Consider the following 21748-nt stretch of genomic DNA (forward strand, 5'->3'; position numbering starts at 1 on the left):
ACTTCGGTGCGCACGCCCCCGGAATATCGGCTTCCATGAGGACTGAAACGGCCATAACTGGTCACACCGACCGGGATGGGCTGTGTGCGTCGACACCGTGGAGGTCGGGATGGCCGAAGATGTGCGCGAGGCGACGGAGCCGGACCCGGCGCGGCCGACGGCACCGGACGAACGGGAGCAGGTCTCCAGCGGCGTACTCGTCTCCATCGGAGCCCTGCTCCTCGGCATGCTGCTCGCCGCACTCGACCAGACCATCGTGTCGACGGCCCTGCCGACCATCGTGAGCGACCTGGGCGGCCTCGAACACCTCTCCTGGGTGGTGACCGCCTATCTGCTGGCGGCCACCGCCGCGACCCCGCTGTGGGGCAAGCTCGGCGACCAGTACGGACGCAAGAAGCTGTTCCAGCTGGCGATCGGGATCTTCCTGGTCGGTTCCGCGCTGTGCGGCATCGCGCAGGGCATGTCCCAGCTGATCATCTTCCGGGCCCTCCAGGGCCTGGGCGGCGGCGGGCTGATGGTGCTGTCGATGGCGATCGTCGGCGACCTGGTCCCGCCCCGCGAGCGGGGCCGCTACCAGGGGCTGTTCGGCGCGGTCTTCGGCGCGACCAGCGTGCTCGGGCCGCTGCTCGGCGGGGTCTTCACCGAGCACCTCAGCTGGCGCTGGGTCTTCTACATCAACCTGCCCGTCGGCATCGTCGCGCTCGCGGTGATCGCGGCGGTCCTGCACATCCCGCGCCGCGCCACCCGGCACGTCATCGACTACCTCGGCACCCTCCTCATCGCCTCCGTCGCCACCTGCCTGGTCCTGGTGGCCTCGCTCGGCGGCACGACCTGGGCCTGGGGATCCCCGCAGATCATCGGGCTCGCGGTCCTCGCGGTCGTCCTCGCCGTCCTCTTCGTGGCCGTGGAACGCCGGGCGGCCGAGCCCGTGCTGCCGCTCAAGCTCTTCCGCGTCCGCACCTTCACGCTGTCCGCCGTCATCAGCTTCGTGATCGGCTTCGCGATGTTCGGCGCGATGACCTACCTGCCGACGTTCTTGCAGGTCGTGCGCGGGGTCTCCCCGACGGTGTCCGGTGTGTACATGCTGCCGATGGTGTTCGGCCTGCTGCTGTCCTCGACCGTCTCCGGGCAGATCGTCAGCCGCACCGGCCGCTGGAAGGTGTTCCCCGTCGCGGGCACCGCCATCACCACCCTCGGACTGCTCCTGCTGCACCAGCTCGACGAGCACAGCGCCACCGCCGAGGTGAGCGCCTACTTCTTCGTCTTCGGCCTGGGCCTCGGCCTGGTGATGCAGGTCCTCGTCCTCATCGTGCAGAACGCCGTCCCCTACGAGGACCTGGGCGTCGCCACCTCCGGCGCGACCTTCTTCCGGTCCATCGGCGCGTCGTTCGGCGTGGCGATCTTCGGCACGATCTTCGCGAGCCGCCTCGCCGACCAGCTCACCGACGCCTTCCGGGGCACCGCCCTGCCGCCCGGCGTCTCCGTGGACACCCTCGAGGCCGACCCGCGCGGCATCGGCGCCCTGCCGCCCGCGCTGCGCCCCGAGGCGATCCACGCCTACGCCTCCTCCATCACCGACGTCTTCCTGTACGCCGCGCCCGTCGCCCTGCTCGCCTTCCTGCTGGCCTGGTTCCTCAAGGAGGACCGGCTGCGCGGTTCGGTCACGGCGCCGGACGCCACCCAGACCCTTGCCAGCAACCCGGTGGAACGCTCCTCGCACGACGAGGTGTGCCGCGCCCTGTCGGTCCTCGGCACCCGGGAGGGCCGCCGGGAGATCTACCGCAGGATCACCGCACGGGCGGGCTACGACCTGCTGCCCGCGTCGAGCTGGATGCTGCTGCGGGTCAGGAAGTACGGCCGGGTCGAGCCCGCCCAGCTCGCGGAGCGCAGCCCGGTCCCGCTGGCCACCGTGATGGCGGCCGCCCGTCAGGTGGAGGAGCGGCACCTCGCCGTCCGCGAGGGACCCGACCTCGTTCTCACCGTCCGGGGCCGCGAGGTCGCCGAACGGCTGGCGCTGGCCCGGGAGGACTCGCTCGCCGAACTGCTGGGCGACTGGTGGGGCCCGGACCGTCCGACCGACCTGGTGCAGCTGGTGCGGGAGCTGACCGGCGAACTGTGCGGCTCCGACCGCGAGCGCCCGCACGAGGGGCGTACACCCGCGCGGGCGGGCTGAGCAGGCAGGATCAGGAGCCGCCGTCGCCGCACAGCCGCTTGGTGAACCAGTGCTCGGCGTACGGACTCTCGTTGTACGCCTCGGTCTCGGTGTAGCCGAGGCGCGCGTACAGGGCGCGGGCCTCCACGAGGTCGCCCCGCGTGTCGAGGACCATGCGCCGGGCCCCGAGCGCCCGTGCCGCGTCCTCGGCGGCCCGCACGAGCAGCGCGGCGCCGCCCCGGCCGCGCATCGGGCGGTACAGGAACACCCGGGTCAGCTCGGCGGTGGCGTCATCCAGCAGCCGTACGCCCGAGGTGCCGGCCGGTTCACCGCCGTGGCGGGCGACCAGCAACTGCCCCCGGGGAGGCGCGAGGTCGGCGCCGGGGTACGCGGCGATCTCCCGCTCCAGCTCGGCCGGGTCGGTGGAGCGCCCCTCGTACCGCTGGTACCAGCGGTCGCTCACCTCCGTGTAGTACGCGCGCCAGAGGGCGGCGGCCACGGGGGAGTCGTACGGTTCCGGGGCGACGGTCCAGGTCATGAGGGGCATTGTCGCCAGGGGACCGGCGCACCGGACAAGCGCATTTTCCCACCCGTGCGCCGTCGGCGCACGCCGTGCGCCGTTTGAGCGCGGAGTCCGGGGCAACACGAACCGCGAACCGGCCCGCTCGGAGAGCCGACGGGCCGCATACCCGGAAGGCACTCATGTCCACAGGCGTGATCATCACCTTGATCGTGATCGTGGCGGTCGTGCTCGTCGTCGCGGCCGTCCTCGCCCTGCGCGCACGGGGCTCCCAGCACGGCGGAAGCCTCAAGCGGCGCTTCGGGCCCGAGTACGACCTGGCCGTGGCCCGGCACGACGGCGACACCAAGGCCGCGGAACGGGAACTGGCCGAACGGGTGCGGCGGCACGGGTCGCTGCGCACCCGGCCCCTGGAGCCCGCCGAGCGGGAACGCTTCGAGGCGCGTTGGGCCGCGGCCCAGGAGCGCTTCGTCGACTCCCCGCGTGAGGCGGTCGGCGAGGCGGACCGGCTGCTCGCGGAACTCGCCGGCGCGCGGGGCTTCCCGGACGGCGGACAGTACGAGGAGCAGCTCACGGCGCTGTCCGTGCACCACGCCCACCATGTCGAGGGGTACCGCCGGGTGCACCGTGTGACGCACGCGCGCGCGGACGACGCGCAGGGCGGCGGCGCGGGCACGGAGGAGATGCGCGCGTCCATGGTCGAGGCCCGCGCGCTGTTCGAGACACTGGTCCGCCCGGACCGCCACGACGCCCGGCGGCAGCGGACCGGCACCGAAGCGGGCGAACCGGCATCCGCCGCCCACGAGTCCCGGGCGCCCCACGCGTGGTCGCTCGGCAAGCGCCGACCGAAGGAGAGCTGAGGCATGCCCGACATGACAGGCAAAACCGGCGCCGACCCGACGGTCGAGCCCGGCACCACCGCCGGACCCAGGCCCGGCCCCACCGCCGCGGAGCACGAGCCCGGCCCCACCGCCGAGTCCAGGCCCGGCACCGCCGCCGAGCATGAGCCCGGCACCACCGCCGAGCACGAGCCCGGTGTCATCGCCGAGTCCAGGCCCGCCACCACCGCCGAGCACGAGCCCGGTGTCACCGTCGGGTCCGGGGCCGGGTCCGGGCCCGGACCCGGGACCACCGCCGCAGTCTCCGCGGCGGACGCTTCGGCCGGTGCGTCGCTCCTGCCGCCCGGTGAGTCCGACCGGCTCGGCCGGCGGCTGCACCACGCGGTGGCCGGGTTCGTCGACGCGCCCCGTGCCTCCGTCGAGGAGGCCGACCGCGTCCTGGAGGAGATCGCGGCGCGCTTCACCGACGCCGTGACCCACCGCCGCCGCACCCTGCGCACCTCCTGGCGGGAGGCCGGGGCGGACAGCGGAGCGCCGAGCACGGACACCGAGCAACTCCGCCTGGCCCTGCGGGACTACCGCGAGTTGGCGGACCGGCTGATGCGCCTGTGAGCCACGGGCGTCACTCCGCCGCCCGGCCCTCCCGCCACCGCCGTACGACCTCTTCGACGTCGTAGGGCTTCAGACCCAGCGGGGGGCCGGGCGGCGGCTTGAACATGACGTCGCGGATCTTGACGTTGATCTCCTCGACGATGCGGCGGACCACCCGCTCCGACGGTGCCTTCGCCGCCGCCTCCAGGGCGTCCTCCGCCTCCTTGCGCAGGGCCAGCGTGGGCGGCAGCACGGAGAAGCCCTCGCGGGCCATCTTCCGCTTGACCCACCACAGTTCGTCGTAGGTGCTGTCCACCTCGCTGGGCAGGGGCTTGCCCGCGCCGGGCAACCCGGCGAACTCACCGCGGGCGTCCGCGTCCCGGATCTGCTTGTCGACCCAGAACTCGAAGTCGACGCCTGGTGGCTTTCGCTCGGTCATGACCCCATTGTGCCGGACGCCGGACACCGCTCCACGGGGCGATCTATCATGCGGCGGCGACAAGCCGACGGACCTCGAAGGAGCGCACGTGCTCGAACTCACCATGGCCGCCGTCACCGCGGCGGACGCGGGCGCCACGGCCGGCATGCAGATGGCCGACGCGCCCAGCGAGCCGGACGCGGTGCTGCGGGTGGGCAGGGACAGGTCCGTGTGCCGGCTGTCGACGCCGGAGGACTGGCTGTTCGTCTCCCGGGTCCACCTGGAGTTCCGCTGCGGACCGGACGGCGTCTGGCGGCTGACCTGGCTGCGCGGCTCCCAGCCCGACCCCTCCTGCGAGGTCCGGCTGACCGTCGGCGGCCACGCGCAGGCGCAGCCCATGACGTACGGCGGCACCGTGCCGCTGCCCAGGGGCGGCAGCGGCGAGGTGGTGGTCCAGGACCGCGCGGAGCCGCGCAGCGTCAACGTCGGCTTCTACCACGAGGTGTAGGACCGGCCCGCGGTCAGGCCAGCACGCGCGCCAGCGCGAACCCGTCGTACCCCTTGGCGCCGACCGTCTGGACCGCGGTGCCGCTGAGCCGGGGGTGGGCGCCGATCAGCTCGATCGCGGCGCGGGTGCCGCGGACGTCGTCGCCCGTGTCGTCGGCGTCGGCCACCCGGCCGCCGCGGACCACGTTGTCGACGACGATCAGGCTGCCGGTGCTGGTGAGTCTGAGGGCCCACTCGAGGTAGCGCGGGTTGTTGCCCTTGTCGGCGTCGATGAAGACCAGGTCGAAGGGCGGCGGGTTCTCGTCGGCGAGCTTCGGCAGGGACTCCAGCGCGGGACCCACGCGCACGTCGACGAGGGCGTCGAGGCCGGCGCGGGCGATGTTGCGGGTGGCGACCTCCGCGTGCCGGGCGCTGTACTCCAGCGTGACCAGGCGGCCGTCGGCGGGCAGGGCGCGGGCCAGCCAGATGGTGCTGTAGCCGCCGAGGGTGCCGATCTCCAGGACGGTGCGGGCGCCCTGGATCCGGGCGAGGAGCTGGAGGAGCTTGCCCTGGGTGGCGGTGACGCTCACCGGCGGCAGCCCGGCGGCGTCGCTTTCCCTGCGGGCGGCCGCCAGGGCGTCGTCGTCGGGTGCGAGGTGGGTGGCGAAGTAGGCGTCGACGTCGTCCCAGAGCCGCGACTCGCTCATGCGGGAGCCTTCCGTGTGCGTCGTTGACCTGTCTCAGCAGGTGCGTTCAGCAGGTGCACCAAGGAGGTTAGCCACGCGGACGACCTGGGTGGGCGATCAGGACCGGGTGTTCCGCGCTCACGGCGCGGCGGCGGAGTGGACCGGGCCGCGGGGCCGCTGTCCCTCCACCGCCGGTGCCGAGCCCGGCAGCGGGCGTCCCGCCGACTCCGTCATGAACCACACCGCCACGCCGCCGACCACGGCCGCGGCCATCATGTAGTACGCGGGCATCATCATGTCGCCCGTCGCCCCGATCAGCGCCGTCACCACCAGCGGCGTCGTCCCGCCGAACAGGGACACCGAGACGTTGAAGCCGATCGACAGCGAGCCGTACCGCACCCGCGTCGGGAACAGCGCCGGCAGCGCCGACGGCATCGAGGCCGTGAAGCAGACCAGCAGCAGGCCCAGCGCGGCCATGCCCAGCGCCACCGCGAGCAGGCTGCCCTCGCGGATCAGCAGCAGCGCCGGGACGGACAGCAGCAGGAAGCCCGCGCAGCCCGCCGCGATCACCGGCCGCCGCCCGACCCGGTCGGTCAGCGCGCCCGCGAACGGCTGGACGACCATCATCAGCACCATCACGCCCAGCACCACGAGCAGCCCGTGCGTCTCGTCGTACTTCAGCTCGCTGGTCAGATAGCTCGGCATGTACGACAGCAGCATGTAGTCGGTGACGTTGAAGACCAGCACGAGTCCGACGCAGAGCAGCAGGGCACGCCACTGACCGGTGACCATCTCCCGCAGCGGCACCTTCGGCCGCTCGGTCTCCGCCTTCGCCACCTCGGCCGCGAACGCCGGGGTCTCCTCCAGGCGCATCCGCAGGTACAGCCCGACGATGCCCATCGGCCCGGCGACCAGGAACGGGATGCGCCAGCCCCACGACATCAGGTCGCCGTCCGACAGCAGCGCCGTCATCAGCGTCACCAGCCCGGCGCCGCCGATGTACCCGGCGAGCGTGCCGAACTCCAGCCAGCTGCCGAGGAACCCGCGCCGCCGGTCCGGCGCGTACTCGGCGATGAAGGTGGACGCGCCCGCGTACTCACCGCCGGTGGAGAAGCCCTGCACCAGCCGCGCGGCCAGCAGCAGCACCGGCGCCCAGACGCCGATCGTCGCGTACGACGGGATCAGGCCGATGGCGAACGTGCCCGCCGCCATCATGATCATCGTCACGGCGAGCACCTTCTGCCGCCCGACCCGGTCCCCGAGCGGACCGAAGACCATGCCGCCCAGCGGCCGGACCAGGAAGGCCGCCGCGAAGGCGCCGAAGGTGGAGAGCAACTGCGCGGTCGGGTTGCCCGACGGGAAGAAGACCTTGCCCAGCGTCACGGCGATGTAGCTGTAGACGCCGAAGTCGAACCACTCCATCGCGTTGCCCAGCGCCGCGGCCTTGACGGCGCGGCGGACGAGCGCGGGATCGGTTGCGGTGGGCGCGCCGGCGGCACGCGGGACGGGGGCCGGGTTCGTACGGGACCCAGGAGCAGCGGCGACGGCCGACAAAACTACGCTCGCCTACTTTCGACGGGGACAGGAACACAGGCGCGGAACGCCACGACCCGCACGGCGGCGCTGTCGCCGGGCCGGAAGGAGCCCGCGGCACTCGGCCACGGGCGGAAAAGCGACCATAGGCGGTGATGCGCCGCTTACGCCCGGTATGCTTTTCGTTGCACTGTGCACCAAAATGGCGTCCACGCAGGGGACATGCGCGCGCCGCGCGCCGCCCGGCCACCCGCGCGCTGTGATCCTTCTCGCTCCCCGGGACGAAAAGCGCGCGGCTGTCAGGCGGAGTGGGGGGCGCTCGCGTCTTCCTCCGGGGGTGGTGCGAGCCTCGTAGGGTTCGCAAGGACGACACACCGCGTACACGAGCGCGGGACGTGCGGTACGAGCGGGGCGGGAGGCCGACGAGGCGTGGCGAATGCGGAGCACAGTGGGCGACCGGTGGAGACCTTCGGAGCCTCGGCCGCCGACGCGACCAGAGCACGGCTGCGCGTCGCGCGCCTCGGCCTGTGGCTGATCGCCGCCGTCCTGGCCGTACGACAGGTGGCCGCGGTCCTCGGCACCCCGCGCGGGGAGCGCCTGACGGACCTGGAGACCTGGGTCGGCGAGCACGGCGTCCTGCACGTGGAGGGGTCCCTGTACGACTCCACGCAGTTCACCGGCACGCCGTTCGTCGGCCTCGTCCTCAAACCCTTCACCCGCGCCGCCGAGCAGGCTCTCGGCTGGGGCTGGACCTTCGGCTCGCTGCTGCTGGTCGTGGCCCTCGGCCTGGTCGCCGCCCGCGCCCTGCCCCAGCCGGTCGGACGCCGCACGGCGCTGCTGGCGGCGCCGGTCGCCATCAGCCTGCTGATGCTCTCCCTCCCGGTGCGCAACGCGTTCTGGCTCGGCCAGACCAGCATCATCCCGGTCCTCCTCGTCCTGCTGGGCTGCTTCGCCGTGCGCGGGACGCGGGGCGACCGGGTGAGCGGCGTGCTGATCGGCGTCGCCGCGGCCTTCCAGCCGACCGTCCTCCTCTTCGTCCCGCTGCTGTGGTTCACCGACCGCAGACGCGCCGCCGCGGCGACCGGGATCACCTTCGTCGTCTGCACGGCCGTCGCCTGGGCGGCCATGGCACAGGACTCCTACACGTACTGGGTGCACCACCTGGCCGGAGTCGGACTGGGCGGCGAGGCCGACGACCTGGCCAACCAGTCGCTGCACGGCGCCCTGCTGCGCCTCGGCGTGAGCGGCCCGCTGGAGATCGCCCTCTTCCTCGTCCTCGGTGCCGCCGTCGCCGTCCTCGCGCTGCGCCGGGCCGTGCGCTACGCCCGCGACGGCCAGCTGCTGCTCGCGGTCGCCGTCACCGGCTGCGCGGCCGTCGCCGTCTCCCCGGCCACCTGGCAGCACCAGCTGCTGTGGGTGCTGCCCGCCGTCGTCGGCCGGGTCGGCAAGCGGGCCTCCGACCGGTACGTGTGGCCGGTCGCCGTCGTCCTGGTGATGACGCTGCCCGCGAAGATGATGCTGCCGGACATGGCGGCCCTGTACCCGCTGCGGGACAACGTCGTGCTGCTCGCCGCGCTGGCCGCCGCCGTCGCCGTGCCGTTCCTCGCGCGCACCTCGCCCTACTTCGGGACACCGGTCCCGACGGCCTACGCGCCGCCGGTCCCCACCCGCTTCAAGCACGTCCCGCTGCTGCCGTTCCTGCGCCGGGTCCTCACCCGGCCCAACCTCCTCCTGGAGCTGCTCCTCATCCGGGTCACCTACGCCGCCTACTCCCAGGTCCGCCTCGCGGCGACCGGGGGCAGCAACTCGGCGGGCCGGGCGCGGGCCGAGGAGCACGGGAGGCAGATCCTCGACGTCGAGCGCTTCCTGCACCTCGACATCGAGCACGCGATCAACCACGCGGTCGTGAAGGTCGGCTGGCTGCGGGACTTCTTCGACTTCTACTACACGTCGTTCCACTTCGTCGTCCCGCTGACCGTCCTCGGCGTCCTGTACTGGCGCCGCCCGGTCGACTACCGCTGGGCCCGCGCCTCCCTGGGCTTCGCCACGCTGCTGGCCCTGGTCGGCTTCTGGCTCTACCCGCTCGCCCCGCCGCGGCTGATGCCGGGCCTCGGGATCATCGACACCGTGCACGGCGTGCAGGACTTCACGAAGCCGGACTACGGCACGCTGACGCACCTGACCAACCAGTACGCGGCGATGCCGTCGCTGCACTTCGGCTGGTCGCTGTGGTGCGGGGTGGCGATCGCGGTCATCGCGCCGAGGATGTGGATGAAGGCCCTGGGCCTGCTGCACCCGCTCTTCACCGTCTCGGCGATCGTGGCGACCGGCAACCACTGGGTCCTGGACGCGGTGGGCGGCGCGGCCGTGGTCGCGGCGGGCTTCGGGCTGACGTACTGGTTCCAGGGGCCGAGGGCCCGGACGGCGGCGGCGAAGGAGGTCGCGGTGCCCGCGCCCGGCGTCAGCAGCGATCCGCCGGTCCCGGCGAGGGACCGTACCGGGAGCTGATCCGGTACTCGCCCGGCGCCCCGACGGTCAGCCGGGTGAACTCGCCGTCCCGCGTGAGGCACCCGCCGTCGCTGCGCAGCCACGGCGACCAGGCCACCCGCACGGTCACCGCGCCGGGCCTCGCCACGCGCAGCACCAGGTCGGCGGGGGTGGTGGTCAGGACGGTGCCGGGCGCGGAGACGAGCGGTACGGCGTCCCGCACCCGGTACACCCGCCAGTGCGCGTCCCGCCAGACGGGCTCCAGCCACTCGGGCCGCAGCCCCGGGTCCCCCACGAGCGCCGCCTCGGCCTCGGCGGGGCCGTCCGGCCTGCCGCCCGGGAGGACGACGAAGCCCACCGCCCAGCGGTCCAGCCACGCCCGGTAGGTGGCCGCGGAGAAGGTGCCGTCGTAGAAGAGGCGTCCGCGTTCCACGTCCAGCTGCCGGTTCCAGCCGCGGGCCAGGTTGACGTGCGGGGCGAGCAGGGTGGCCTCGCGGTGGTTGCGGGCGGGCACCACCTCCACCCGCGTCCGGTCGGCGCCGAGCCCCTTCAGGGCGTCCACGACACCGTCGGTCCCGGCGGCCCAGGCCGGCACGGCGGTGGACACCTTCAGGTCGTCGGCGGTCTTCCTGCCCACCCACCCGACGGAGTAGACGAGGGCCCCGGCCAGCAGCCCCGACAGCAACCGCCGCGACCGGGCCGCGGTGAGCGCGGGAGGCGCGGAGAGCAGCGCGGCCAGCAGCGCGGCGGGCGCGAACAGCTCGGCGAACCGCTCGACGTTCGTGCCGACCGGCGAGGCGATCAGATGCGTCAGCACGGTCCCGAGCGCGTAGACGGCCCCGCTCCACCGGGCGACCCGCCAGGTGCGCGGGGCCAGCGCGGTGACGGCGAGGCCGAGCACGAGCGGCGGCCAGATGCGCGCCGCCGGCATCGGCTGCTCCCCCGTGAAGGGGAAGAAGAGCGTGGTCGCCCCGACCACGGCGGCCGGGGGTATGAGGAGCACCAGGGCGCGCCCCCAGTCCCGTACGAGCAGGAACGCGGCCCCCACGACGGCCAGGAACAGCCCGGCCACCGGCGAGGCGGTCGTCGCCAGCGCCGCGTACCCGGCGGCGAGCCACAGCCGCCGCTCGCGCACCAGCGGCACGCAGGCCGCCAGCGCGAGGGCGACGCCGAGCGCGAAGGTGGTGCGGCCCGAGGCGACGTCGCACCACAGCGCGAGGGAAGCGAGCAGCGCGGGCCACACGGGCCGGCGCACCCCGCACCGCACGATCAGCACGGCCGCGAGCCAGGAGGCGGCGAGACCGGACACGACCGTGACGGTGCGCACCCCGGCCAGCGCCATCAAGTACGGCGAGACGACGCTGTAGTTGACGGTGTGCATCCCGCCGTACCAGAACAGCCCGTACGCCGAACCCCCGTGCCGTGACGCGAAGTCGGCCCACGCCTCCTGCGCGGCGAGGTCACCGCCCCCGGTGGCGAGAACCGCCCACCACACCGCGTACAGCGGAAGGGTGGGCAGGGTCGCCAGCAGCGGCACGCGGTGCCGGCGCCCGAAGGCGCGCAGGACGTCGCCGGGACGTCTGTCCCGACGCCGTTCGGGCCGGGGGACGGTGAGTTCGGCAGGGGCCACGGTCGGGGGGTTCCGTTCGGCGTCGTCGGGGGTGCCCGGCGTGGACACATGTGCGAAGACGATAAATCGAACAGAAACGTTGACCTGGACCGGGGCCGAGGAGAGCCCCCTGGCGCTCCTAGCCGAGGGAGTCCTGCGACGGTACGACGACGCCGTACATGTCGGCGACGGTGGCGAGGGCGCCGTGGTGCACCTGGCGGGCGTCGAGTTCGGTGTCCGTGACCGGGAGGGCGCGGGTGGCGCAGGCGTCGGCGACGACCGTGGGGCGGTTGCCGCGCAGGAAGGCGCCCTGGGCGGTGAAGGCCACGCACATGTGCGTCATGAAGCCGACGACGACGAGGTCGGCGTGTCCGGCCGCGTGGACGTGCTCGCCCAGGTCGGTGCCGAAGAAGGAGTCCGGCGCCTTCTTGGTGACGACGGGCTCGCCGTCGACGGGGGCGACGCTCGGGTGGATCTGCCCGATCTCCGCCCCGAGGTCGTACGGGCTGCCCTCGCCGCCGTCGTGGACGACGTGGATGACCTTGGCGCCCTCCCGCCGGGCGCGGGCCAGCAGCCGGGCCCCGGCGTCGAGCGCGGCCTGCCAGCCGTCGAGTTCCATCACACCCGTCGTGTACGTGTTCTGGTAGTCGACGAGGACCAGTGTGGAGTCGGCGAGCTTCGCGGGGGTGTCGTCGAGACCGCTGAGGCGGCGCAGCGTGGTTCTGGGCATGGGGGCTCCCTCGGATTCGGGGTGTGGGCGGCAGCCGTTGCGTCGGCCTGCTCCTACGACGCTAGGGCGCGCCCGGCGATGTCGGCAATGTCGTCTAACCTGCAGATACCGACATGACCCTGTGCGCCGCGGGAGGAACCGTGAACTCCGTCGGACGACTGATCGTCGTCGTGCTCTTCGAGGGCGTCGACCTGCTCGACGTCACCGGGCCGCCGGAGGTGTTCTCCCTCGCTCGGCGGGAGACGGAGGACGCGGCGGGCTACGAAGTGGTCCTCGCCGCCGGGTCCATGGACCCCGTCACCACCGCCGCCGGAGTCCGCGTGCTGCCCGACGCCACCTTCGAGGACCTGTCCGCGCGGCGCATCGACACCCTGATCGTGCCCGGCGCGGTCGAGATCGACGGCCCGAGCCGGGTGCGGGCGCTCACCGACCCCGTCGTGGTCGAGTGGGTGCGGCGACTCGCGGCACGGACCCGGCGCGTCACGTCCGTCTGCGTCGGGGCGCACGTCCTGGCCGCCGCCGGGCTGCTCGACGGCAAGCGGGCCACCACGCACTGGTCGACCGCGCGTCAACTCGCCTACGAGCACCCGGCCGTCGAGGTCGACGCCGACCCGATCTTCATCCGCGAGGGCGACGTGTGGACCGGCGCCGGCATCAGCTCCTGCCTCGACCTCTCCCTCGCGCTCGTCGCCGACGACCTCGGCGAGGAGGTCGCGCTCAGGGTGGCCCGGCAGCTCGTGATGTACCTGAAACGGCCCAGCGGGCAGAGCCAGTTCAGCGTGCCGCTGGAGCAGGTCTCCACGACCCGGCGCGTCGAGGACCTCCGGCACCACATCATGCGCAACCTCGCCACACCGCTCACCGTCGCCGACCTCGCGGCCCACGCCCACGTCAGCGACCGGCAGCTCACCCGCATCTTCAAGACCGAACTCGGCACGACCCCGTACGCCTACGTCGAGTCGGCGCGCGTGGAAGCGGCACGCCAGCAGCTCGAATCCACCGACGCGACCCTGGAACGCGTCGCGTCGGCCTGCGGTTTCGGCACCGTCGACACCCTGGTCAGAGCCTTCCGCCGCAGGCTGGACACGACCCCGACGGAGTACCGGCGCCGGTTCCGGACGGGTGCGAGGGCCGGCGCCCAGGCGGTCCAGCACGGACCGACGGGGCCCGGACCGGTGCACCGCTGCCAGCGGCTGCCGGCGGCATCACCGCCATGAACGCCCTCCGTACCACCCCGCCCCGTCCGGTCGACGTGACCGCACTCTTCCCCCGACCGGCGCCGCCGGCGCGCACGACGACCCGGCTGCACCCGCGCCCCGGGTCCCCGGCCGTGCGCGACAGCTCCCGCTCCGCCGCCGTATCCCCGCGCCGCATCGGCCGAGCGGCTGCACCTCGACCCCGAGGCGCCCGAGCTCACCCCCGAGGAACGGGAGACCCTGGGCGCCACCACAGGAAGGTGGGAAGGGCACTCGGCGTCATACCGGCCGCGCCGATCCACAGGGTCGCGGTCGCACCGAACGCGGCCCCGGACGCCCCGCCCAGGAGCCGGTCCGGGGGTGAGTGGCTGCCGGAGGCCCGACCGGGCCACCACGCGGACGACGCCGGCCCGGTGGAGCAGCAAGCCCGTCAAGCGGTCTCCGTCGGCGTATACGTCGACGTATACTCCGCTGCATGGGTGATGCGATGATCCGGGTCCCGGCCGAGGTGCGGGACCGGTTGGCGGTGATCGCGGAGGCGCAGGGGACGTCTATTCGATCGCTGGTGCAGGAGTTCGCGGAGTCGACGCTGACGCAGGAGGAGCGTCGGGAGCGCGCCGAGCGGACGCGCGCCTACCTGGCCGAGAACTTCGGGGTCGAGGTGGACGACGAGGAGAGCGCGACGATGGGACGCAGGCTCCGGGAGGCATTCGCCCGGCAGCAGAGTGATGCCGCGTGATCCTGCACCACCTGGTCCTCGACGCGCCCACGCTCGTGGCGCTGTCGGGCAGTCGGCAGGTGTCCGCTCTCGTCCACCGCGCGAACTTCGAGACGGAGACCCGTTTGTGGGTGCCGGCCCTTTCCGTGCTGGAGGCGGAGAGTGAGCTGCTCGGCATCACCGAACACGTCGGGCAGTTGGACGTGATGCACACCGTCGACCTCGACTACCCGGCAGTGCTCGCGATCGCACAGCTGAGCCGCGACGGCGTACCGCCAGGGGTCGGCGCGGCGATCCACGCGGCGCGGCACCTGCCCGAGTGGGGCGCGGACGCGTTGATCGCCACGGTGGCTCCGAAGGCGTATGAGGGGCGCGGGCTGCCCGTACTGGACCTCAACCGCTGACGCCGGATCGCTTTTGCTGTGGGCGGTCGCAGGCGGGCGAGGATGTCCCCGACGCCGCCTCGCAGGTGAAGCGGCTCACGTGGGGCGGCTCACCTGGTCGTCCTCGGCGAACGTGACCGGCGCCTCGAAGGCCGCCCTGCGGGTCGCGCGCCGCAGGGCCCTGAGGACCGGGGTGCCGAGCGCCAGGGTCAGGACGACCGTCATGGCGGCGCGGCCCCCGTCCCAGCCCAGCGACGTGGCCAGGCAGTAGGCCAGGAAGCGGGCCAGGTTGTCGGGGACCGAGGCGTCCGGGTCGAAGGCGATGTTCGAGGCGAGGGTGTTCATGAACGTCCAGCCCGCGAGGTTCATGACCGTGCCGTAGGCGAAGGCCGCCAGGAAGCCGTACGCCGCCAGCATCAGCAGCTCCGCGCGGCCGCGCAGCCGGTCGGGGCCCGGCAGCAGGCCCGCGCCCATCGTGAACCAGCCCATCGCCAGCATCTGGAACGGCATCCACGGCCCCACCCCGCCCGTGAGCAGCGCGGACGCGAACATCGTGATCGAGCCCAGCGCGAAGCCGAAGCCGGGGCCGAGGACCCGGCCGCTGAGCACCATGAGGAAGAACATCGGCTCCAGGCCCGCCGTCCCCGCCCCGATGGGACGCAGGGCCGCGCCCGCCGCCGCCAGGACGCCGAGCATCGCCACGGCCTTGGGGCCGAGGCCCGACTCAGAGATCGTCGCCGCCACCACCGCCACCAGCAGCACCAGCACGCCCGCGAACAGCCACGGCGCGTCCTCGGCGTGCGCGTTCAGCGAGGCGTCCGGCGGGGCCAGGAAGGGCCAGCCGAAGCCCGCCACACCCACCGCGCCGACCAGGACCAGCGCGGCGACCGAGCGCGGGCCCAGGCGGACCGCGCGGGCCTGGCGCTGGGGAGGGGAGCCGCCGGTCATGCCAGCGCCTCCCGTACCTGGGCCACCGTGAGCCACTTGCGCGGCGCCAGCACCTTGGCGACCTGCGGGGCGTACGACGGCGAGGCCACCACCACGTCCGCCGCCGGACCGTCGGCGATCACCTCGCCCTCGGCGAGCAGCACCACCCGGTGGGCCAGCTCGGCGGCCAGTTCCACGTCGTGCGTGGCCAGCACGATCGCGTGGCCCTCGGCGGCCAGGGCGCGCAGTATGCCGGCCAGCCTGGCCTTCGCCGCGTAGTCCAGGCCGCGCGTCGGCTCGTCCAGGAGGAGGAGCGGAGGACGGGCGGTGAGGACGACGGACAGGGCGAGGGTGAGGCGCTGGCCCTCCGAGAGGTCCCGGGGGTGGGTGTCGTCCGGGACGCCGGGGAGCAGTTCGGTGAGCAGCGCGCGGCAGGTGCCGGGGGTCGCCTCCGCGTCCTGGTCGGCGGCCGCGCACTCGGCGGCGACCATGTCCGCGTACAGCAGGTCGCGCGGCTCCTGCGGGACCAGGCCGACCCGGCGTACGAGGTCGCGGGGGGCCGTACGGTGCGGTACCGCGTCCCCGGCCCGGACCGAACCGGCCGACGGTTCGACCAGGCCGACCAGCGCCGAGAGCAGCGTCGACTTTCCGGCGCCGTTGCGGCCCATCAGGGCCACCGTCTCGCCGGGGGAGACCGTCAGGTCCACGTGGCGCAGGGCCTGGACGCGATCGCGGCGCACGGCGAGGGAGCAGACCTCGGCGGCGTACGGGGTGGGGGAGGTGATCCTCTCCGAGGGCTTCCTGCGGCGACGCCAACGGGGGGTGACGGGGCGCGGGGCGGGTGGCGCCGGGAGCGGGGCGGACGGCGGCGGGGTGCGGTCCGGAACCTCCCGGCCGGACAGGCGCTCGCGCAGGGGGGCGGCCCGGCGGCGGGCGTCCCGGATCGTCAGCGGCAGCGGGGTCCAGCCCGCCAGCCTGCCCAGATCCACCACCGGCGGGTACACCGGGGACACCGCCATCACCTCCGCCGGAGCGCCGATGAGCGGGGCCGCGCCGGGGGCCGGGAGCAGGACGACCTGGTCGGCGTACTGGATGACCCGCTCCAGGCGGTGCTCGGCCATCAGGACGGTCGTACCGAGGTCGTGGACCAGGCGCTGGAGGACCGCCAGGACCTCCTCCGCGGCGGCGGGGTCCAGGGCGGAGGTCGGTTCGTCCAGGACCAGGACCTCCGGGTGCGGGGTGAGCACCGAGCCGATGGCGACCCGCTGCCGCTGGCCTCCGGAGAGGGTGGCGATGGGGCGGGAGCGCAGGTCGGAGAGGCCCAGGAGATCGAGGGTCTCCTCGACGCGGCGGCGCATCACGTCCGGGGCGAGCCCCAGGGACTCCATGCCGTAGGCCAGTTCGTCCTCGACGGTGTCCGTCACGAAGTGGGAGAGCGGGTCCTGGCCCACCGTGCCGACCACGTCGGCGAGTTCGCGGGGCTTGTGGGTGCGGGTGTCGCGGCCGGCCACGGTGACCCGGCCGCGCAGGGTGCCACCGGTGAAGTGCGGGACGAGGCCGCCTACCGCGCCCAGGACGGTGGACTTGCCGACGCCGGAGGGCCCGGCGAGCAGGACCAGTTCGCCCTCCGGGACCGCGAAGTCCACGGCCCGGACGGTGGGTTCGGCAGCACCGTCGTACGTGACGGACACGTCCTCGAAGCGGATCACGACGGCTCCTTCACGGCGGGCTCGGGTGCGGGGGTGACGAACGACGGGAGCAGGCCGAGCAGTACGGCCGCCGCCGGCCCGAGGGGGAGGGCCGGGGCTCGCAGGGGGACCACGCCCGGGTGCAGCGCCGCCGGGTCGCGCGCGGCGGCCAGGAACAGCAGCGCCGCGACCGCCGCGCCGGAGCCGGTGACCAGCCAGGCTCGGGCGTCCCAGCGGTCGGGGCGGTAGCGGGTGCGCACCGTGCGCCGGCCGCCGAGCCACAGACCCGCGACGGCGGCGGCCACGCCGGCCAGGAGTACGGGGATGCCGTACGTGCCGCCCGCGGCGGTCAGCAGCCCGTACGTCCCCGCGCAGACGCCGAGCAGACCGCCGAGGGTGAGGGCGGCGGTGGTACGGCGGACGGCGGCCGGGAGCTGGGCGGTGCGGCCGTAGCCGCGGGCGTCCATCGCGGCGGCGAGGGCGACCGAGCGCTCCAGAGCGCCCTCCAGGACGGGGAGCCCCACCTGGAGCAGGCCCCGCAGGCCGCGGTCCGGCCGGCCGCGCAGCCGGCGGGCGGCGCGCAGGCGCTGGACGTCGGCGATGAGGTTCGGCGCGAAGGTGAGGGCGACGACGACGGCGACGCCCATCTCGTACAGGGCGCCGGGCAGGGACTTGAGGAGACGGGCCGGGTTGGCCAGGGCGTTGGCGGCGCCGACGCAGATGAGGAGGGTGGCCAGCTTCATCGCGTCGTACAGCGCGAAGGCGAGGCCCTCCGCGGTGACTCGGCCGCCGAGGCGGATGCCCTGCGCCCAGTCGGGGAGGGGGACTTCGGGGAGCGTGAGGAGGGTGTGGGTGCCGGGGATCGGGGAGCCGAGGAGGGTGGTGAACAGCAGGCGGACGAGGAGGACGGCGAGGGCGAGTTTGACGAAGGCGCCGTAGGAACGGGCCCAAGGGGCTTGCGGGCGGCGGGTGATGACGACGTAGGCGGAGACGGTGACGAGGAGGGCGAGGAGGAGGGGGTTGGTGGTGCGGGTGGCGGCGGTGCCCAGGGCCAGCGCCCACAGCCACCAGGCGCCGGGATGAACGGGTGCGGTGCGCTGGTGGCGGGCGGGGGCGCCTGCGCGCGCCGGGGGGACCCCCGTCGTCCCGGCGGCACGACCGCCCGCACGGGGTGCTGCTTCAGCGGGTCGCATTCCTGCGCCGCCCTGCCTGCCAGGCGCCTGCGGCGGCCAGGGCGGCGATCACCGCGATGCCCGCGACGAGGCCGACCGACGGACCGCCCTCGTCCGCGCTCTCGTCCTTCTCGGGGGCCGCTGCCGTCCTCGGGTCCTGCTTCTGGGACACCTGCTCCCCGCAGCCCGACTTCGGGTAGCCCGCGATCGCGCACAGCAGGGCGTTGGTGTCGTAGCGGAGGGGACCGGCGACGGCGGCCAGGGCGTCGGCCGTCGTCGCGTCGGGGGAGACCTGCGCGCAGGCCGTGCGCGGGGCGGGCGGGGTCTCGCCGGACGGGGCGTCGGAGGCCGTGCCGAAGTCGAGGACCAGCGCCACCCTCTTGCTGCCGTCCTCGGCCGGGGTCTTCGCGCAGATCGACGCAAAGTCCGCCGTGCCGCGCGGCCGGGCCGCGTCGCCCGAGTCCTCGCTCACCGCGAAGCGGAAGCCCTGCACATCGCCGTCGGAGGGGCGGACCAGGGACGGGCCCTGGGTGGCGTAGACCCAGGCCCCGCCGTCACGGTCCCAGTAGGACCAGTAGCGGTACCCGGCGGCCCGCGCCTGGCCGGCGGTCCCGATCAGCAGGAACGCGGCCAGCAGGAAGAGGACGACGCGGCGGGTCACGGCTGCTGCTTCTTGTTGCGGTTGCTGAGCAGGAAGCCGATGCCGATGCCGAAGACCAGGCAGACGCCGACGAACCACCAGACGCCGAAGGGCGAGTCGTCGTCCTTCTTCTCGTCCGACGTCTCGTCCGCGTGCGCGGACGCGGTGTCCTTCGCCGCCACCCCCTGCGGAGCCGGCCCCGTCGCGTTCAGCTTCGCCACCAGGTCCGTGCCGCCGAAGTCGCGCGGGTCGGTGCCCGTGGCGTGGGCGGCGAAGATCAGCTGGGCGTAGGCGGCCGGGCCGCTCTGCGCGGCCCAGGTCGCGGCGTTCTTCTTCAGCCAGGCCAGCGGCTCGGCCGCCTTGTCCGTGCCGCCCTGCGCCGCGAGGGCGACGACGGCGTCGGCGGTGTTGCCGTAGTCGGGCTGGTCGGCGGAGCCGCCGAGGGCGGAGACGAGGTGGCCGTCCTTGGCGAGCGTGTCGGTGAGATACGCGGCGGCGTTGGCGGCGGCGCGCTCGCGGGTGGGCGAGTCCGCGTCGGCGCACGAGGCGGCGCCGGTCTTCTCACCGGCCTCGGCGACCAGGCCCTTGCCGAGCGAGCCGAGGACACCGGCGGCGGTCGCGTCCGCGTTGGCGAGCAGCTTGCCGTCCTTGTCGGGCTGGAAGGCGAAGGCGCCCGCGCCCTTGTCCTTCGCACAGGGCAGGGCGAAGGCCAGCAGGGCGTCGTACGGGGACTTGCCGCCCTTCGCGACGTCCTCGGGGTTCGTCTCGGTGGCGGTCAGGGCGCCGATGACGACGGAGGTGGAGTTGGCGTCGCTGGGGGTGCCGGGGCTGTAGCCCCAGCCGCCGTCCTTGTTCTGCACGGACTTCAGCCAGCCGAGGGCCTCCTCGACGACGTCGCCGTGGCCGCCGACGGCCCAGAGCGCCTGGACGGCGGCGGCCGTGTTGTTGGTGTCGATCGGTGTCCTGGCGTCGCAGGGCTTGGACGGGTCGGCGCGGAAGGGGGCGAAGGCGCCGTTCGCGCACTGCTGGTCCGTGAGCCACTTCACGGCCGTCGAGGACGGGACCACGCCCACCGTGTCCTGCGCGAGCAGCGCGAGGGACTGGCGCCAGACCCCGTCGTACCGGGGGTCGGTGGTCCCGTACAGCCCGGACGGCGCGGTCGTGGACGGGGAGGCGGAGGGCGACGGATCGGCGGCGACCGCGGGCGCGGCGGCGGCGCCGATCACGGCTATGGCGGCCAGAGCCGCGGCGCTGCTGCGTCGGCGGACGTTCATGATCGGCGGGTGCCTTTCCCTGTGCGGGGTCCGGCAGCACGGGGCACCCCCGGCGGCTCGGCCCCGTATGCCTCGACGGTGCCCGTGCACCGGCGGGCGCCGGGCACGTGAGCCGGTCACGTCCGTGCGGGGCAGTCCGGCTCACCGTCGCCGAGCCCCAAGGGGCCCGGCGGGCGGCTCACGGTTGCGGGTCAGCGCCGGAATTGCACCGGCTTCCCCCCGTACGGGTGATGACGACGCCGCCACTTTACCCGCCCCCGGGATCCGGGCCGAGGGGCGGCCGGAGGGCGGGAGCGGTCGGGGGATACGTTCCGGGCATGCGTACGGGGAGACTGATCGGGGCGGGGCGCACGGCCGACGTGTACGAGGCCGGTGCGGGGTGGGTGCTGCGGCGCGACCGGGAGGGCGCCGGGGACGCGGTGGCCGAGGGCGCGGTGATGGAACACGTGCGGGCGCACGGCTACCCGGTGCCACGGGTGCGGCCCGGGACGACACCGTCACCGCGTACGGACCTGGTCATGGAGCGGCTGTCCGGGCCGACGATGCTGCGGGCCTGCCTGGACGGGGCGTTGACGCCCCGGGACGCGGGCGGCACGCTCGCGCGGTTGCTGCGGCTGCTGCACGAGGTGCCCGCGTACCGCTCCACCGACCCGGGCGTGCGCGTCCTCCACCTGGACCTGCATCCGGACAACGTGATCCTCACGGCCGACGGGCCCCGGGTGATCGACTGGTCCAACGCCGAGGAGGGAGACCCCGCGCTGGACTGGGCCACCTCGGCGGTGATCCTCGCCCAGGTGGCGGCCGTCGGCGGCCCGATGGCCGAGCCCGCCGCGGTCATGCTGGCCGCGCTGCTCGCTTCTCCGTCCGCCCTCACGCCGGACGGCCTCGCCGAGGCGCTGCGCCGACGGGCGGCCAACCCGACCATGAGCCCCCGGGAGGTGGCGGTGCTGCCCGCGGCCGGGGAGCTGGTCCGCTCCCACCTGGGGTGAACGGCGGCCCTCAGCGGTGGGCGGCCTGTGCCGCCCGTCCGGCCCCCGACGCCCTTTCGGCCTCCGTCAGGTCGATCAGCCGGCACACCGTCTCGAGGTCCACCCGCACCTGGGCGAGCGAGGTGCGGCCGGCGAGCCAGGTGATCAGGGTGGAGAGCCAGGTGTGCTCGACGACCCGGACCGCCGACAGCTGTTCGGGGGTCGGGTTCTCCAGGCCGCCCATCGCGTCCAGGATGATCGCCGTGGTCTGCCGCGAGACCTGGTCGACCTCCGGGGAGACACTGCGGTCGGCGAAGGTCAGGGCACGGGCCATCGCCTCGGCCAGCCGGGGCTCGCGCTGCAACGCGCCGAAGGCCCGCATCAGGGTCTGGGCCACCCGGTCCGCGGCCGTCTCACCGGTGGGCGGACTCTTGCGCAGGGTGCCGTGCAGCCCCTCCAACTGGTCGTGCATGGTCGCGACCAGCAGATGCACCTTGGACGGGAAGTACCGGTACAGCGTGCCGAGGGCGACCTGCGAGGACTCCGCGACCTCCCTCATCTGCACCGCCTCGAAGCCGCCCCGGCAGGCCAGTTGGGCGGTCGCGTGCAGGATGCGGCGACGGCGCTCCCGCTGCCGCTCGGTCTGGGGCGGGGCGGAGGAACGGTGCGCCGAACCGGACGCCTCCGCTGCCGGATGGTCCACCTCGGTCACCTTCTCCCCCGTGGCGTGA

General features: G+C 74.1%; 21 protein-coding genes. 9 read left to right on the forward strand and 12 right to left on the reverse strand.

What is annotated here, in order from left to right:
• The first annotated feature begins 109 nt into the window (after positions 1 to 109).
• The gene (locus tag IE94_RS0110420) at positions 110 to 2173 is read left to right on the forward strand and encodes an MDR family MFS transporter (protein WP_030181468.1); all 2064 of its coding nucleotides are present in this window, start codon (positions 110 to 112) and stop codon (positions 2171 to 2173) included.
• A 10-nt stretch (positions 2174 to 2183) separates the two neighbouring features.
• Here the strand turns inward: IE94_RS0110420 and IE94_RS0110425 are convergent, their stop codons facing one another.
• Entirely contained in the window at positions 2184 to 2690 is a 507-nt protein-coding gene (locus IE94_RS0110425; RefSeq protein WP_030181470.1) for a GNAT family N-acetyltransferase, read from the reverse strand.
• A 164-nt stretch (positions 2691 to 2854) separates the two neighbouring features.
• On the opposite strand from IE94_RS0110425, the gene IE94_RS0110430 reads away from it, so the two are divergent.
• Together IE94_RS0110430 and IE94_RS37875 are read left to right on the forward strand one after the other, a co-directional pair.
• Entirely contained in the window at positions 2855 to 3532 is a 678-nt protein-coding gene (locus IE94_RS0110430; RefSeq protein ID WP_030181472.1) for a hypothetical protein, read from the forward strand.
• A 3-nt stretch (positions 3533 to 3535) separates the two neighbouring features.
• Positions 3536 to 4123, forward strand: a complete 588-nt coding sequence (locus tag IE94_RS37875) for a hypothetical protein (RefSeq protein ID WP_078606447.1) — start codon at positions 3536 to 3538, stop codon at positions 4121 to 4123.
• Positions 4124 to 4133: 10 nt separating this feature from the next.
• Here IE94_RS37875 and IE94_RS0110440 read toward each other — a convergent pair whose 3' ends face one another.
• Positions 4134 to 4541, reverse strand: a complete 408-nt coding sequence (locus IE94_RS0110440) for a DnaJ family domain-containing protein (RefSeq protein WP_030181478.1) — start codon at positions 4539 to 4541, stop codon at positions 4134 to 4136.
• Positions 4542 to 4629: 88 nt separating this feature from the next.
• Here IE94_RS0110440 and IE94_RS0110445 point away from each other — a divergent pair, with 88 nt between their 5' ends.
• Positions 4630 to 5028, forward strand: a complete 399-nt coding sequence (locus IE94_RS0110445; protein WP_030181480.1) for a hypothetical protein — start codon at positions 4630 to 4632, stop codon at positions 5026 to 5028.
• 13 nt (positions 5029 to 5041) lie between these two features.
• Here IE94_RS0110445 and IE94_RS0110450 read toward each other — a convergent pair whose 3' ends face one another.
• Together IE94_RS0110450 and proP are read right to left on the reverse strand one after the other, a co-directional pair.
• Entirely contained in the window at positions 5042 to 5713 is a 672-nt protein-coding gene (locus tag IE94_RS0110450; RefSeq protein WP_030181484.1) for an O-methyltransferase, read from the reverse strand.
• A 117-nt stretch (positions 5714 to 5830) separates the two neighbouring features.
• Positions 5831 to 7246: a glycine betaine/L-proline transporter ProP gene (gene proP / locus IE94_RS0110455; protein ID WP_051777409.1), complete on the reverse strand. Its 1416-nt coding sequence runs from the start codon at positions 7244 to 7246 to the stop codon at positions 5831 to 5833.
• Positions 7247 to 7654: 408 nt separating this feature from the next.
• Between proP and IE94_RS0110460 the strand changes: the two genes are divergently transcribed.
• Positions 7655 to 9733: a bifunctional glycosyltransferase 87/phosphatase PAP2 family protein gene (locus tag IE94_RS0110460; RefSeq protein ID WP_030181489.1), complete on the forward strand. Its 2079-nt coding sequence runs from the start codon at positions 7655 to 7657 to the stop codon at positions 9731 to 9733.
• Here the strand turns inward: IE94_RS0110460 and IE94_RS0110465 are convergent.
• Together IE94_RS0110465 and IE94_RS0110470 are read right to left on the reverse strand one after the other, a co-directional pair.
• Entirely contained in the window at positions 9687 to 11342 is a 1656-nt protein-coding gene (locus IE94_RS0110465; RefSeq protein ID WP_030181493.1) for a hypothetical protein, read from the reverse strand. The two genes, IE94_RS0110460 and IE94_RS0110465, sit on opposite strands and share 47 nt — an antisense overlap.
• A 118-nt stretch (positions 11343 to 11460) precedes the next feature.
• Positions 11461 to 12051 (reverse strand): cysteine hydrolase family protein, encoded by a 591-nt coding sequence (locus IE94_RS0110470; RefSeq protein WP_030181497.1) that lies wholly within the window; start codon positions 12049 to 12051, stop codon positions 11461 to 11463.
• Between the two features lie 140 nt (positions 12052 to 12191).
• Between IE94_RS0110470 and IE94_RS0110475 the strand changes: the two genes are divergently transcribed.
• The 3 genes from IE94_RS0110475 (at position 12192) to IE94_RS0110485 (ending at position 14369) form a co-directional block, all read left to right on the forward strand.
• Positions 12192 to 13268, forward strand: a complete 1077-nt coding sequence (locus IE94_RS0110475; protein ID WP_245235214.1) for a GlxA family transcriptional regulator — start codon at positions 12192 to 12194, stop codon at positions 13266 to 13268.
• A gap of 454 nt (positions 13269 to 13722) precedes the next feature.
• Positions 13723 to 13986: an Arc family DNA-binding protein gene (locus IE94_RS0110480; RefSeq protein ID WP_030181499.1), complete on the forward strand. Its 264-nt coding sequence runs from the start codon at positions 13723 to 13725 to the stop codon at positions 13984 to 13986.
• On the forward strand, positions 13983 to 14369 hold the full coding sequence (locus tag IE94_RS0110485; RefSeq protein WP_030181500.1) for a PIN domain-containing protein: 387 nt from the start codon (positions 13983 to 13985) through the stop codon (positions 14367 to 14369). The genes IE94_RS0110480 and IE94_RS0110485 overlap by 4 nt, the downstream gene beginning before the upstream one ends.
• 75 nt (positions 14370 to 14444) lie before the next feature.
• On the opposite strand, the gene IE94_RS0110490 is transcribed toward IE94_RS0110485, so the two are convergent.
• From IE94_RS0110490 to IE94_RS0110510, 5 genes are read right to left on the reverse strand one after another with little or no spacing between them, the layout of a single operon-like run.
• Positions 14445 to 15296, reverse strand: a complete 852-nt coding sequence (locus IE94_RS0110490) for an ECF transporter S component (RefSeq protein WP_030181501.1) — start codon at positions 15294 to 15296, stop codon at positions 14445 to 14447.
• Positions 15293 to 16984: an ABC transporter ATP-binding protein gene (locus IE94_RS0110495; RefSeq protein WP_030181502.1), complete on the reverse strand. Its 1692-nt coding sequence runs from the start codon at positions 16982 to 16984 to the stop codon at positions 15293 to 15295. The genes IE94_RS0110490 and IE94_RS0110495 overlap by 4 nt, the downstream gene beginning before the upstream one ends.
• Positions 16981 to 18156, reverse strand: a complete 1176-nt coding sequence (locus IE94_RS0110500; RefSeq protein WP_030181504.1) for an energy-coupling factor transporter transmembrane component T — start codon at positions 18154 to 18156, stop codon at positions 16981 to 16983. Before IE94_RS0110500 ends, IE94_RS0110495 begins: the two co-directional genes overlap by 4 nt.
• Positions 18143 to 18796 carry an SCO2322 family protein gene (locus tag IE94_RS0110505; RefSeq protein WP_030181507.1) on the reverse strand — a complete coding sequence of 218 codons (654 nt, stop codon included), beginning with the start codon at positions 18794 to 18796 and terminating at the stop codon, positions 18143 to 18145. The genes IE94_RS0110500 and IE94_RS0110505 overlap by 14 nt, the downstream gene beginning before the upstream one ends.
• The gene (locus IE94_RS0110510) at positions 18793 to 20049 is read right to left on the reverse strand and encodes an SCO2321 family membrane protein (RefSeq protein ID WP_030181510.1); all 1257 of its coding nucleotides are present in this window, start codon (positions 20047 to 20049) and stop codon (positions 18793 to 18795) included. The genes IE94_RS0110505 and IE94_RS0110510 overlap by 4 nt, the downstream gene beginning before the upstream one ends.
• A 317-nt stretch (positions 20050 to 20366) precedes the next feature.
• Between IE94_RS0110510 and IE94_RS0110515 the strand changes: the two genes are divergently transcribed.
• On the forward strand, positions 20367 to 21038 hold the full coding sequence (locus tag IE94_RS0110515) for a phosphotransferase (protein WP_030181513.1): 672 nt from the start codon (positions 20367 to 20369) through the stop codon (positions 21036 to 21038).
• A 10-nt stretch (positions 21039 to 21048) separates the two neighbouring features.
• On the opposite strand, the gene IE94_RS0110520 is transcribed toward IE94_RS0110515, so the two are convergent.
• Positions 21049 to 21720, reverse strand: a complete 672-nt coding sequence (locus IE94_RS0110520; RefSeq protein ID WP_425337959.1) for a TetR family transcriptional regulator — start codon at positions 21718 to 21720, stop codon at positions 21049 to 21051.
• Positions 21721 to 21748 lie beyond the last annotated feature (28 nt).

It is taken from the genome of Streptomyces violaceorubidus (genome assembly GCF_000717995.1).
Taxonomy (GTDB): domain Bacteria; phylum Actinomycetota; class Actinomycetes; order Streptomycetales; family Streptomycetaceae; genus Streptomyces; species Streptomyces violaceorubidus.

Excerpts from the sequence above, each read along its gene's own strand:
- IE94_RS0110515 (WP_030181513.1), top strand. The coding sequence starts at position 20,367 with ATGCGTACGGGGAGACTGATCGGGGCGGGGCGCACGGCCGACGTGTAC.
- IE94_RS0110450 (WP_030181484.1), bottom strand. The coding sequence starts at position 5,713 with ATGAGCGAGTCGCGGCTCTGGGACGACGTCGACGCCTACTTCGCCACC.
- IE94_RS0110420 (WP_030181468.1), top strand. The coding sequence starts at position 110 with ATGGCCGAAGATGTGCGCGAGGCGACGGAGCCGGACCCGGCGCGGCCG.
- IE94_RS37875 (WP_078606447.1), top strand. The coding sequence starts at position 3,536 with ATGCCCGACATGACAGGCAAAACCGGCGCCGACCCGACGGTCGAGCCC.
- IE94_RS0110490 (WP_030181501.1), bottom strand. The coding sequence starts at position 15,296 with ATGACCGGCGGCTCCCCTCCCCAGCGCCAGGCCCGCGCGGTCCGCCTG.
- IE94_RS0110425 (WP_030181470.1), bottom strand. The coding sequence starts at position 2,690 with ATGACCTGGACCGTCGCCCCGGAACCGTACGACTCCCCCGTGGCCGCC.
- IE94_RS0110470 (WP_030181497.1), bottom strand. The coding sequence starts at position 12,051 with ATGCCCAGAACCACGCTGCGCCGCCTCAGCGGTCTCGACGACACCCCC.
- IE94_RS0110430 (WP_030181472.1), top strand. The coding sequence starts at position 2,855 with ATGTCCACAGGCGTGATCATCACCTTGATCGTGATCGTGGCGGTCGTG.
- IE94_RS0110440 (WP_030181478.1), bottom strand. The coding sequence starts at position 4,541 with ATGACCGAGCGAAAGCCACCAGGCGTCGACTTCGAGTTCTGGGTCGAC.
- IE94_RS0110480 (WP_030181499.1), top strand. The coding sequence starts at position 13,723 with ATGGGTGATGCGATGATCCGGGTCCCGGCCGAGGTGCGGGACCGGTTG.
- IE94_RS0110510 (WP_030181510.1), bottom strand. The coding sequence starts at position 20,049 with ATGAACGTCCGCCGACGCAGCAGCGCCGCGGCTCTGGCCGCCATAGCC.
- IE94_RS0110500 (WP_030181504.1), bottom strand. The coding sequence starts at position 18,156 with ATGCGACCCGCTGAAGCAGCACCCCGTGCGGGCGGTCGTGCCGCCGGG.